Genomic DNA, 12,524 nt, shown 5'->3' on the forward strand with positions numbered 1-12,524 from the left:
CAAAAAATAATGCTATATGAATTCTACAGACAATAAATTACTTAGTGAAATTACTAGTTTAACAAGAAAAATTGAAGATAATTATCCGGAGTTACAAAAGTATTTAGATGAAAATAGGATAACAATATCATCACAAAATTTAAACACATCACGTATTAATACTGATGAATTATTAAATTATAAAAATACTTTAAAAACGCTTATTGATAAATATAAAAACTAAAATTGAGTTTTAAATATTTTATAAAAAAACGTCATTATGAGTAAGTAGTTTTAAGCTCATAATGACGTTTTTTTTGTGGTTTCTTTTTATTATTTATGCGTCGTCATTTTTCTTTTTTTGTTTTTTCATAGCTTCACCAATTTGGTTACTTGCTGTAAAACTAGCAACCATGTTATTTAGCATATCGCTACCGGCTTGTGGAGAGTTTGGTAATAAAATTAAATTACTGTTAGTTTCTTCACCAATAGATTGAAGTGTATCATAATGTTGGGTTACAACTATTAATGCTGATGCTTCTTGGCTATTAATACCAACACGATTTAAAACTTCAACCGATTCTTCTAAACCACGAGCAATTTCTCTACGTTGGTCTGCAATACCTTGTCCTTGTAAACGTTTGCTTTCAGCTTCGGCTTTTGCTTTTTCAACAATTAAAATACGTTGAGCATCACCTTCGTACTGAGCTGCAATTTTTTCACGCTCAGAGGCATTAATTCTATTCATGGCTGCTTTTACCTGTGCATCAGGATCAATATCTGTTACTAGGGTTTTAATAATATCATAACCATACTCCATCATGGCATCATTTAATTCAGATTTTACAGCAATAGCAATATCATCTTTTTTAACAAATACGTCATCTAACTTCATTTTTGGCACCTCGGCACGCACAACATCAAATACGTAACTTGTAATTTGATCATGCGGATAATCTAACTTATAAAACGCATCATACACTTTTTCTCTAATTACTTTATATTGAACAGATACTTTTAAGCGTACAAAAACATCATCTAAAGTTTTGGTTTCAACAATAACATCTAGTTGCTGAATTTTTAAACTTAGTTTACCTGCAATTCTATCTACAATTGGAATTTTTAGTTGTAAACCAGAATGACGAATACTTTGAAACTTTCCAAAACGCTCAATTATAGCAGCTGTTTGTTGTTTCACAATAAAAAATGAAGAGATTAAAATAATTAATCCGAAAAAAATAATTGGATAAATAAGATAGCCCATGGTAGAAATTTAATTGATTTATAATGTGTTACTAATTTAAGTTATATTTACGCTTTAACCCAAAAGAGAATGAAAAAAATACAACGTTTCTTATTAGTAGTAATTTTACTAACTTTTGTTACAAAAACTTTTGCACAACGTGGAAATTATAGAATAACCAACGGTTTTTCAATTTCTGGTGGTTATAGTCAATTTGATATTGTTACTAATAATTTTGAAACCAAAGCTGGTAATGGTTTTGCAGCTGGTTTTTTAGCCACTGTAGATATACCTAACCAATGGTATAATATTGGTTTTGGTTTGCAATTTGCTGAAAATACCTTAGGAATTTCAGGAAGACAAGATTTAATCTCTGCAAACCATACGTTTATTGATTACAAGCTTATGAAAGTACAGGCTGTTTTATTAGCTAATATTAAAGTTGTTGAAAATATTTTTACTATTGATGTTGGCCCAATGATACAATACAACAGTAGTTTAGAGCTTAAAGATGATACTGAAAAAAATTACTACATAACTAACTACAATACCTTAATGGCAGATGATATTACAGATATATCTAAATTTAATTTTAATGGTGTAGTTGGTGCTTCGGTTGGTATAAAAAATATTAAACTGCGTGGACAATATATATACGGTTTTACCAATATTTTGAAAAACTTAGAAAATAAAAATTTAGATACTTCGGGTGGTAATGCCCGTTTTAAAGGTAACCAAAGTATGATGGTTTTTGGTGCTACAATTTCGTTTTAAACTAATTATTTGTTTTTAAAATTTCTGAAATTTTCAAGTTTAAATCGTTTACGTGTTTTTCAGTAGGAATAATATTTTTAAGTTTTACAGTATCTTTTTTAATATAGCCCACATATTTTAACCATCCATTTGAACGAATAGCTCTTCTTAATTTTACCAGTTTAAAAAGCGTGTTGTTTTGTAAATCATTAAGTTCGTTTGTAGCATTATCAATGGAAATTTCAGGATACAAATCATTTAGAATTTTTTTAGCCATATAGAAATGACCAACCTTATTTGGGTGAATACCATCTGGAATAAATGTAGAATCTGGGTAGGTTTCTTTCAATAATTTTAGTTTGGTATTCATGTAAGTATGCAAGTTTATTACTTGTACATTTTCAATGTGTGTTAACCAATTTGCATAGGTATCAAGTACATTATTATATTTTGCATAAGGCTGAATATATGAGTAGCTATCACGGTTTTCAACAACATTTTTTCTACTTGCATCAAAAGGTGTTGGTGTAATTAAAATTAGTTTAGCATCAGTTGCTTCAACATCGTTTTTTAGTTTTAAAATACCGTTTTTATAATTATTAAAACGTGTACTATCTAATTCTGAATAAATACCATCATTCATACCATAGCACGCTAAAACTACATCTGGTTTGGTTTTTTGTAGGGCGTTATTTAATCTGTTATGAATGCATGGTCTAGGAAACGCATGAGCAGCCTCAGAATCTCCCGAGGCTGTTTCACTTGATAAGCCTATGCTTATAATATTTAAAGTATCTGTTGGGTAATTTTTTCTTAAGTAATATTCTAAAAAATCAACATAACCACCATGTTGTGTAATACTATTTCCAAGTATTAAAATTTTTTTATTGTGAAGCGGTAAATTAGTTTGTTTTGTGTTTTTACTACATGAAATAATTACTAATAATGTTGTTAAAAATAATAAACGCTTCATAATAATGTTATGGTTTTAAATTGATTTTATAGCAGTATTTATACGAGAAATGGTTTCATTTTTACCAATTAAGTAAATAATATCAAACACATCGGGTCCTTGTAAAGCGCCAACTAAGGCTAAGCGCAATGGCATCATTACTTTACCAAAACCTATTTCGTTACTAGTAATCCAACCTTTTACTGTTTTTTGAAGATTTTCAACAGTAAAATCATTGGTATTATTAATAATTTCAGCAACTGTAGTTAAAATAGTTTTAGTATCTTCTTTAAATGCTTTTTTTGATGCTTTTTCATCATAATTTTCAGGTGCTTTAAAGAAGAAATGACTTAAATCCCAAAGGTCACTTACAAATGTTGCACGTTCTTTAACTAGGCCTACAACCATTTCAATGTAGTTAACATCAATATTACTGTTAATAGCATTATCAACAATGGGTTTATATTGTTCAGCAATAATGGCATTGTTTTGTTGCTGCATATAATGGTGGTTAAACCACTTTATCTTATCAGGATCAAATCTAGCACCAGCTTTATTTACGCGTTTTAAATCAAAAGCTTCAATAAGTTGTTCTAGATTAAAAATTTCTTGTTCTGTACCAGGGTTCCAACCTAAAAAAGCTAAAAAGTTTACAACGGCATCGGCAAAGTAACCATCTTCTTTATAACCTCTTGAAACATCATTTGTTTTAGGGTCTGTCCATTCTAAAGGAAATACCGGAAAGCCTAATTTATCGCCATCACGTTTACTTAGTTTACCTTTTCCGGTAGGTTTCAAAATTAATGGTAAATGTGCAAACTGTGGTGCTTCCCAACCTAAGGCTTGGTACAATTGGTAGTGTAGTGCCAAACTTGGTAACCATTCTTCACCACGAATTACATGTGATATTTCCATTAAGTGGTCATCAACAATATTTGCTAAATGATAGGTTGGCATGCCATCACTTTTAAAAAGTACTTTATCATCTAGTATATTTGTATCAATTTTAATATCACCTCTAATAATATCTTTCAGATGAAGAGTTTCATCTTGAGGCGATTTAAAACGAATTACATAATCATGGCCAGCTTCAATTTTAGCTTTTACTTCTTCAGCAGAAAGCGCTAATGAATTACTTAATTTTAAACGATTATGCCAATTATAGATAAATGTTTTGCCTTTAGCCTCGTGGTCTTTTCTATGAAAATCTAATGCTTCGGCAGTATCAAAAGCGTAATATGCATTGCCGTTAGCAATAAGTTTTTCAGCATATTGCTTGTATAAATTCTTGCGTTCACTTTGTCTGTATGGTCCAAATTTTTCATTTTTATTTGGTCCTTCATCAAGCGGAATACCACACCAATTTAATGCGTTAATAATATAATTTTCAGCACCTTCAACATAACGGTTTTGGTCTGTATCTTCAATACGTAAAATAAATTGGCCGCCATGTTTTTTAGCAAATAAGTAGTTAAAAAGGGCGGTTCTTACGCCACCAATATGCAATGGTCCGGTTGGGCTTGGTGCAAAACGCACTCTTACGTTTTTGGTCATTTTAATAGTTTAAATTTGCCACAAAGATACAATTAACACATAATTATAAACAGTGTAGTAAATAAAATTGTAGTTTAGTATTATGCATAATTTTAACACCATTAAAGCTAAGTTAGAAGCCTTTACAAAACGTTTTTATACAAACGAGTTATTAAAAGGTATCATTTTGTTTTTTGCCATTGGCTTATTGTATTTTCTATTCACACTTTTTATAGAATATATTTTATGGCTTAATACCACTGCCAGAACCATTTTATTTTGGTTTTTTATTATTGTTGAAATAGCACTTTTAATAAAGTTTATTGTAATACCGTTAGCTAAATTATTTAAACTAAAAAAAGGTATTAATTATGTTGAAGCTTCAAAAATAATTGGAAATCATTTTCCTGAAGTTAATGATAAATTATTAAACATACTACAGTTAGAAAACAACAAAAACCAAACCGAATTATTACTTGCCAGTATTGAGCAAAAAGCAACTGAATTAAAACCAATTCCGTTTAAATTGGCTGTTAATTTTAAAGACAACATAAAATATTTAAAATATGCAGCCATACCCGTTTTAATTTTATTAGTTACTTTTTTAACTGACAATTTAAATTGGTTTAGTAAAAGTTATGATAGGGTAGTGCATTACAAAACAGCTTTTGAACCACCAGCACCCTTTCAGTTTATAGTTGATAATGCTAATTTACAAACCATAGAAAATACAGATTACAAATTGGTTGTTAAAACTGTTGGAGATTTTGTGCCAAAAAATGTAAAAATAACTTATAACAACGAATCTTATTTTTTAAAACAAACCAATTTAAACACTTTTGAGTATACTTTTACACAACCAAAGCAAGCTGTTAATTTTAGTTTATCTGCTAATAAAGTAACATCAAAATCTTATACTTTAAATATAATAAATGCACCATTACTTTTAAATTTTAATATGCATTTAAATTACCCAAATTATATTAAAAAGAAACCCGAAATTTTAAAAGGAACAGGTAATGCACTTGTTCCTGAAGGCACAAAAATTACCTGGAAACTTAATACCAAATCAACCGATTTTGTAAACTTTATTAGTAATGATACTGTTAAATTTAAAAAAAGTAATAACAATTTTGAAGCTTCAAAAACAGTTCTCAATAACCTAAATTATAGCATTAGTACTAATAATGAAGATTTAAAAAATTATGAGAATTTAAATTTCAATATTGATGTAATAAAAGATCAATTTCCTGAATTAAAAGTTGATGTAAAAACAGATACTACTGATGCACAAACATTATATTTCCACGGAAAAGCTACCGATGATTATGGATTCACTAAACTACAGTTAGTTTATTACCCAACAGATGATGAAACAGATAAAAAAAGTATTAATATTCCGTTTAGCACGAGTAATGCCATTTCATTTATAAGCGTATTTCCTAATACTATTCCAGTTAAAGATGGTGTTTCGTATAGTTTGTATTTTCAAATAACTGACAATGATTATGTTAATAAATACAAATCTGCAAAAAGTCATGTTTTTAATTATAGAAAACGAACTAAAGATGAAGATACTGAAAAACAACTTCAAGATCAGAGTAAAACAATCAATCAGCTTAATAAATCTTTAGACAAATTTAATACACAAGAAAAAGCTTTAGAGGCAATAACCAAAACTCAAAAAGAAAAACAAAACTTAAGCTTCAACGATAAAAAAACGTTAGAATCATTTTTAAAACGACAAAAGCAACAGGACGAAATGATGAAAAACTTCAGTAAAAAACTAAAAGATAATTTTGAAGATTTTCAACAAGACAAACCTACTGATGCTTTTAAAGAAGATTTAAAAAAACGATTAAACGATAACGAAGAACAACTTAAAAAAGATGAAAAGCTTTTAGAAGAACTTGAAAAGCTACAAGATAAAATTAGTAAAGAAGATTTAGTAAAAAAACTTGACGATTTAGCTAAGCAAAACAAAAACAAAAAGCGTAGCTTACAACAACTATTAGAACTTACTAAACGGTTTTATGTTGAAAAGAAATTAGAAACTTTAAAAGATAATTTATCTAAAATTTCTGAAGAACAAGAAAAGTTATCAAGGGATGAATCTAATACCAATTCAAAAGAAAAACAAGAACAACTTAATAAAGCTTTTGAAGATTTTACTAAAGCTTTAGATGACCTAAAAAAGGAAAATAAAAATTTAAAAAAGCCTTTTGATATTCCTCAAGATAAGTTAGAAGAAAACGAAATTAAAAAGGAACAGAAGGAAGCCACTAATGCTTTAAACAATCAAGAAGAACAACAAAATAACCAAAAACAAAAGGCGCAGCAAAAGCAAAAAAATGCTGCAAAAAAAATGAAACAAATGCTATCTAAAATGCAAAGTAGCATTCAAATGAATGCCGGCGAACAAATGCAAGAAGATATGGAAATGCTTAGGCAAATTTTAGATAATTTAGTATTGTTCTCTTTTGATCAAGAAGCCCTAATGAATAAGTTTAAAAACATAAATGAAGACCATAATAAATACGCATCGCATTTAAAAAATCAATATAATTTAAAAGAACATTTTCAACATATTGATGATAGTTTATTTGCCCTATCTACACGTCAACCTAAACTGTCTGAAGATGTCAATAAAGAAATTACTGAAGTGTATTTTAACATTGACAAAGCCATTAGTTTATTTGCAGATAACAATTTATATCAGGGTGTTTCAAACCAACAATTTGCTATAACAGCCGCTAATAATTTAGCAGATTTTTTAAGTAATGTTTTAGACAATATGCAAGAAAACATGAATATGTCTGCGGGTCAAGGATCAGGTGATCAACAATTACCCGACATAATTATGAGCCAAGAACAACTTAACCAAATGATGAAGGATGCTATGAATGATTCTCAAAAGAAAGGTGAGCAAAAAAAAGGGAATCAAGAAGGTAATAAACCTGGAGATAAATCTGGTGAAAAAAACGATGGTAATCAAGGCTCTCAAAATGCTTCTAATGGCTCTAAACCTAATGAAGATTTAAACGGTAAATTATTTGAAATCTATCAAAAACAACAACAACTTCGTCAAGATTTAGAAGAGCAAATTAATAAACAAGGGTTAAAAGGAAACTCAAATCATCTATTAAAACAAATGGAAGATATTGAGCTAGAATTATTAAACAAAGGTTTTACAAACAACACACTAAACAAAATGCTTAACCTAAAACATCAACTTTTAAAACTTGATAAAGCAGCACATGAGCAAGGTGAAGAAAACAAGCGTGAATCTAAAACCAACAATAACAATTTCAGTAATCCATCTAATAACCAATTAAACAAGGCAAAAGAATATTTTAATACTATTGAAATTTTAGACAAACAAGCAGTACCTTTGCAAAATATTTATAAAAAGAAAGTGCAACAGTATTTTAATAAAGGGAATGATTAATTTCAATTACGAAATAGATTTTGAATTAGCTAATGAAACTGTTGTTTCAAAATGGATAGAAGATGTCATTTTTGAAGAAGGATATAAACTTGAAGAAGTTAATTATGTGTTTTGTGATGATGAATATTTACATAAACTAAATGTAGAATTCTTAAATCACGATACATTAACTGATATTATTAGTTTCGATTATACTGTAGGAAAAATTATCCAAGGTGATATATTTATTTCTGTTGAAAGAGTACGTGATAATGCTAAAGATTTTAATGTTTCTTTTCAAGAAGAACTACACAGAGTTATAGTTCACGGCATACTTCATTACTGTGGGTATAAAGACAAAACAGATGAAGATGTACATGTAATGCGAAGCAAAGAAAACCAGTATATAGCACTAATTAAATCAATATAATATCATCTCCAAATATTTATTATTAATCAATTGTTCCACGTGGAACATGTTTAATTATACACACTATGTTTAATGAAATTTATGATGTTATTGTTGTTGGAGGCGGGCATGCAGGAAGTGAAGCAGCGGCAGCAGCAGCTAATATGGGAAGTAAAACATTGTTAGTTACAATGAATTTACAAAACATTGCTCAAATGTCATGCAACCCTGCCATGGGCGGTATAGCTAAAGGGCAAATAGTTAGAGAAATTGATGCGCTTGGTGGTTATAGCGGTATAGTTTCTGACACCTCTGCCATCCAGTTTAAAATGCTTAATAAATCAAAAGGACCTGCAATGTGGAGTCCAAGAGTGCAGAGTGACAGAATGCGTTTTGCTGAAGATTGGAGGATGCTTTTAGAGCAAACCCAGAACTTAGATTTTTATCAAGAAATGGTTTCTGGTTTATTAATTAAAGGCGATAAAGTTGTTGGCGTTAAAACATCTTTAGGTGTTGAAATTAAAGCTAAATCTGTGGTGCTTACCAATGGTACTTTTTTAAACGGTTTAATTCATATTGGCGATAAAAGTTTTGGTGGTGGTAGAGCAGGAGAAAAAGCTGCCACCGGCATAACAGAACAGTTAGTGGATATAGGTTTTGATTCTGGTAGAATGAAAACAGGAACACCACCGAGAGTTGATGGTAGAAGTTTAGATTTTTCTAAAATGATAGAACAACCTGGTGATGATAATCCGGAGAAGTTTTCGTATTTAGATATTACAAAACCATTAACCAATCAACGTTCTTGCCATATGTCTTATACAAGTCCGTTGGTGCATGATTTGCTTCGTGAAGGGTTTGATAGATCTCCAATGTTTAACGGTAGAATTAAAAGTTTAGGACCACGTTATTGTCCATCAATTGAAGATAAAATAAATCGATTCGCAGATAAAGACCGTCATCAATTATTTGTTGAACCCGAAGGTTGGAATACAGTTGAATATTATATAAACGGTTTCTCAACTTCATTACCTGAGGATGTTCAATTTAAAGCATTACGTTCTGTTGCTGGATTTGAAAATGTGAAATTCTTCAGGCCAGGTTATGCTATAGAATATGATTATTTTCCGCCAACACAGTTAAAACATACCTTAGAGACTAAGCTGGTAAATGGCTTGTATTTTGCTGGTCAAATTAATGGAACAACGGGTTATGAAGAGGCTGCTTCTCAAGGTTTAATGGCAGGTATAAATGCAAGTTTAAAAGTACAAGAGCGTGATGCGTTTACGTTGAAACGCGATGAAGCTTATATAGGTGTATTAATAGATGATTTAATAACAAAAGGAACTGAAGAGCCGTATAGAATGTTTACCTCACGTGCAGAGTATAGAACCTTGTTAAGACAAGATAATGCAGATTTACGATTAACACCTAAAGGTTTTAAATTAGGTATAGCCTCTGAAAAACGTTTAAAGCGTATGGAAGAAAAGCATGAATCTGCTAAACAATTTGTATCGTTTTTTGAAACAACAAGTGTTCAACCAAGTGAAATAAATCCAATTTTAGAATCTAAAAATTCATCTGTTGTTAAACAATCTGGTAAACTTTTTAAAATATTTGCTAGACCAAATATTGAAATGGATGATATTAGAAATGTAAAAAGTGTTGAAGATTATATTCAACAAAATAATCTAGATAGAGAGGTAATTGAGCAGGCTGAAATTCAAGTAAAATATGCTGGTTATATAGAAAAAGAAAAAAACAATGCAGATAAACTTAATAGATTAGAATATGTAAAAATTCCTGCTAATTTTGATTATTCACAAATTAAATCTATGAGTTTTGAAGCACGCGAAAAATTAAAAAAAATACAGCCAACAACCGTTTCTCAAGCATCAAGAATTAGCGGAGTATCTCCAAATGATATTTCGGTTTTATTGGTTTATATGGGTAGATAATGAAAAGTGTTGTTTTAAAACAGAAATTATCTTTTACTGTGTTAGTGCAATTTGTGTTTCCTATTTCTGTAGGGTTATGTGTTTTAACTTTCTTTTTTAGTTTCCTGTTTTTTCCGTTTTTTATAATTAGTTTGTTGTGGTTGTTTGGTAGTTATAATTATGTGTTTAATGAAAATGGCAATCACAAAATTCAATATAAAACTTTAAATATTTTGTTGTTTACACGTGATAAAGCTTTTTTGAAACCAGATTATGTTTCTTTATTCCAGCAATCTTTTAAGCAAACATTGGGTTTTGGTTTTTTAGAGTTTGGTAAGGCCAGGTATAAAGATTATACTATTAAATTATTTAGTGAAAATAAACACAAAATTGTTTACATAACTTCAAGAAAAGTAGAGGTGTTATTACTTGGTAAAAAGCTTTCTGAAGTATTAAACGTTGAATTATATAACGCTTTAAAATAATTTTGTTCCACGTGGAACAAAATTATTTTAAAAAATATTAAATATTTACAAAGATTAAAACAATATTAAGTAAGGCTTTTTACTAATTGTTTTTCAAATAACTTAAAAGGTTTAAAAAAACTAAAGAGGTGTCAATTAAAAACGCATATTTAAAAGTTAAAGATCATTCCGTTTCTAAAGAAATATTTCAATTAATAGAAAACACCAAATATGGTTTTTTAGAAACACATCCGCAACCTGCAAAAGAAAATTTACCCGCTTATTATAAAAGTGAAGATTATATTTCGCATACAGATACAAAGCGTAATCTTTTTGAAAAACTATATCATTTAGTTAGAAGTTTCACACTTCAAAAAAAAGTAAACTTTATTAATTCGTTTGTTTCAAAAAAAACTAATGAAAAATCACTTTTAGATATTGGTTGCGGTACAGGCGATTTTATTCAAACAGCAAAAAACAATAATTGGCTAGTTTCTGGAATTGAACCAAACAATGAGGCTAGAGGTATTGCAAATAAAAAAACAAACAACGCAGTTTTTAATACTAATAAACTATTAGAATTTAAAGCGCATAGTTTTGATGTTATTACACTTTGGCATGTTTTAGAGCATTTACCAAATTTAGATGAACACATAAAAATTTTAAAAAAATTATTAAAACCAAACGGAACATTAATAATTGCTGTACCAAACTATAAAAGTTATGATGCACAAGTTTATAAAGAATTTTGGGCGGCTTATGATGTGCCAAGACATTTATGGCATTTTAATAAAACATCAATAGCTAAATTGTTTTTTGATGTTTCAATGACAATTAAAAAAATTAAACCTATGTGGTTTGATGCTTTTTATGTGTGTCTTTTATCTGAGAAGTATAAAACCGGTAAAATGAATTTTATTAAGGCTTTTTTTAATGGTTTGGTATCAAATACCAAAGCCTTGGGCTCAAAAGAAGCTTCTTCATTAATTTATGTTATAAAAAACAACTAATTTTTATTTAAATAAGTTTTATTAGCTTTTTTTAACAACTGTAATGTAATTGGGTGTCTTTTTTTGAAAAGTGTCTTAAAACGCTTTATTTGAAGTTGGTTTTGATAGTTAATTGTAATGTGTTCTGCAAAACAATATAAATTTTATTTATACAATCAAATTGAGCTTAATTTTCATTTCTATATCCTTTTCTTTTTTACATTTGCTTCAAAATAATTAAAAATTAAAATGAAGCATATATTTTACGTTTTATTAGCGGCTTTTGTTTTAACATCATGCCAGCAACAAAAAATTGGATACATTGATAACGGAACTGTTATTAATGACTATCAAGCAAAAAAAGATATTGAAGCTAAATTTCAAACTAAAGAAAAAGCATTTGCTCAAAAGTATGATAGCATTGACAAAGCGTTTCAGTTAGAGGTTCAAAAGTTTCAATTGGCAGCAAATAAAATGTCGCAATCTAAAGCACAAGAACGTTACCAAGAATTAGGGCAACAAAAACAAATTAACGACCAGCAAAGGCAAGCCGAAGCACAACAGTTAACGCAAGCATTTCAAAATGAAATAGACACGTTAATTATTGAAGTAAAAGATTTTGTAAAAGACTACGGAAAGAAAAATGGTTACAATTTTATTTTAGGAACTAGTGATGGTGCATCGTCAGTGCTTTATGGTAAAGATGAAACCGATTTAACAAAAACTATTTTAGAAGCCTTAAATGCTGAGTATAAAAAATAGATAAAACACTAATAATCAATTATTTAACCCTGAAAAATTACTTTTCAGGGTTTTTTTGTGCTTAATATGTAAAGAT

Annotated in this window: 11 protein-coding genes; 8 read left to right on the forward strand and 3 right to left on the reverse strand. The window is 29.1% G+C overall.

Going from position 1 to position 12,524, the window contains the following annotated elements:
* The first annotated feature begins 16 nt into the window (after positions 1–16).
* Positions 17–223 (forward strand): hypothetical protein, encoded by a 207-nt coding sequence (locus FUA26_RS03975; protein WP_147131863.1) that lies wholly within the window; start codon positions 17–19, stop codon positions 221–223.
* A 93-nt stretch (positions 224–316) separates the two neighbouring features.
* Here the strand turns inward: FUA26_RS03975 and FUA26_RS03980 are convergent, their stop codons facing one another.
* Complete coding sequence (locus tag FUA26_RS03980) at positions 317–1,243, reverse strand: SPFH domain-containing protein (protein ID WP_147131866.1); 927 nt, start codon at positions 1,241–1,243, stop codon at positions 317–319.
* 69 nt (positions 1,244–1,312) lie between these two features.
* On the opposite strand from FUA26_RS03980, the gene FUA26_RS03985 reads away from it, so the two are divergent.
* On the forward strand, positions 1,313–1,996 hold the full coding sequence (locus FUA26_RS03985; protein WP_147131869.1) for a hypothetical protein: 684 nt from the start codon (positions 1,313–1,315) through the stop codon (positions 1,994–1,996).
* A 1-nt stretch (position 1,997) separates the two neighbouring features.
* Here FUA26_RS03985 and FUA26_RS03990 read toward each other — a convergent pair whose 3' ends face one another.
* Together FUA26_RS03990 and gltX are read right to left on the reverse strand one after the other, a co-directional pair.
* Complete coding sequence (locus FUA26_RS03990) at positions 1,998–2,948, reverse strand: SGNH/GDSL hydrolase family protein (RefSeq protein WP_147131871.1); 951 nt, start codon at positions 2,946–2,948, stop codon at positions 1,998–2,000.
* A 15-nt stretch (positions 2,949–2,963) separates the two neighbouring features.
* A complete protein-coding gene (gene gltX, locus FUA26_RS03995; RefSeq protein ID WP_147131874.1) occupies positions 2,964–4,481 on the reverse strand; it encodes a glutamate--tRNA ligase in 1,518 nt (505 codons plus the stop codon).
* An 82-nt stretch (positions 4,482–4,563) separates the two neighbouring features.
* Between gltX and FUA26_RS04000 the strand changes: the two genes are divergently transcribed.
* The 6 genes from FUA26_RS04000 to FUA26_RS04025 all read left to right on the forward strand — a co-directional run bounded on the left by FUA26_RS04000 (position 4,564) and on the right by FUA26_RS04025 (position 12,448).
* Positions 4,564–7,908, forward strand: coding sequence for a DUF4175 family protein (locus tag FUA26_RS04000; protein ID WP_147131877.1), 3,345 nt, complete (start codon positions 4,564–4,566; stop codon positions 7,906–7,908).
* On the forward strand, positions 7,901–8,317 hold the full coding sequence (ybeY, locus tag FUA26_RS04005; protein ID WP_147131880.1) for an rRNA maturation RNase YbeY: 417 nt from the start codon (positions 7,901–7,903) through the stop codon (positions 8,315–8,317). The genes FUA26_RS04000 and ybeY overlap by 8 nt, the downstream gene beginning before the upstream one ends.
* A 65-nt stretch (positions 8,318–8,382) precedes the next feature.
* Positions 8,383–10,254 carry a tRNA uridine-5-carboxymethylaminomethyl(34) synthesis enzyme MnmG gene (gene mnmG / locus FUA26_RS04010; protein ID WP_147131883.1) on the forward strand — a complete coding sequence of 624 codons (1,872 nt, stop codon included), beginning with the start codon at positions 8,383–8,385 and terminating at the stop codon, positions 10,252–10,254.
* Positions 10,254–10,718: a hypothetical protein gene (locus FUA26_RS04015; protein ID WP_147131885.1), complete on the forward strand. Its 465-nt coding sequence runs from the start codon at positions 10,254–10,256 to the stop codon at positions 10,716–10,718. Before mnmG ends, FUA26_RS04015 begins: the two co-directional genes overlap by 1 nt.
* Positions 10,719–10,846: 128 nt before the next feature.
* Positions 10,847–11,707 carry a class I SAM-dependent methyltransferase gene (locus FUA26_RS04020; RefSeq protein WP_246109064.1) on the forward strand — a complete coding sequence of 287 codons (861 nt, stop codon included), beginning with the start codon at positions 10,847–10,849 and terminating at the stop codon, positions 11,705–11,707.
* A 228-nt stretch (positions 11,708–11,935) separates the two neighbouring features.
* On the forward strand, positions 11,936–12,448 hold the full coding sequence (locus tag FUA26_RS04025; RefSeq protein WP_147131888.1) for an OmpH family outer membrane protein: 513 nt from the start codon (positions 11,936–11,938) through the stop codon (positions 12,446–12,448).
* Positions 12,449–12,524 lie beyond the last annotated feature (76 nt).

Source organism: Seonamhaeicola algicola (assembly GCF_007997385.1).
In the GTDB taxonomy this organism is placed as follows: Bacteria; Bacteroidota; Bacteroidia; order Flavobacteriales; family Flavobacteriaceae; genus Seonamhaeicola; species Seonamhaeicola algicola.

Excerpts from the sequence above, each read along its gene's own strand:
- FUA26_RS03975 (WP_147131863.1), top strand. The coding sequence starts at position 17 with ATGAATTCTACAGACAATAAATTACTTAGTGAAATTACTAGTTTAACA.
- FUA26_RS03980 (WP_147131866.1), bottom strand. The coding sequence starts at position 1,243 with ATGGGCTATCTTATTTATCCAATTATTTTTTTCGGATTAATTATTTTA.
- FUA26_RS03985 (WP_147131869.1), top strand. The coding sequence starts at position 1,313 with ATGAAAAAAATACAACGTTTCTTATTAGTAGTAATTTTACTAACTTTT.
- FUA26_RS03990 (WP_147131871.1), bottom strand. The coding sequence starts at position 2,948 with ATGAAGCGTTTATTATTTTTAACAACATTATTAGTAATTATTTCATGT.
- gltX (WP_147131874.1), bottom strand. The coding sequence starts at position 4,481 with ATGACCAAAAACGTAAGAGTGCGTTTTGCACCAAGCCCAACCGGACCA.
- FUA26_RS04000 (WP_147131877.1), top strand. The coding sequence starts at position 4,564 with ATGCATAATTTTAACACCATTAAAGCTAAGTTAGAAGCCTTTACAAAA.
- ybeY (WP_147131880.1), top strand. The coding sequence starts at position 7,901 with ATGATTAATTTCAATTACGAAATAGATTTTGAATTAGCTAATGAAACT.
- mnmG (WP_147131883.1), top strand. The coding sequence starts at position 8,383 with ATGTTTAATGAAATTTATGATGTTATTGTTGTTGGAGGCGGGCATGCA.
- FUA26_RS04015 (WP_147131885.1), top strand. The coding sequence starts at position 10,254 with ATGAAAAGTGTTGTTTTAAAACAGAAATTATCTTTTACTGTGTTAGTG.
- FUA26_RS04025 (WP_147131888.1), top strand. The coding sequence starts at position 11,936 with ATGAAGCATATATTTTACGTTTTATTAGCGGCTTTTGTTTTAACATCA.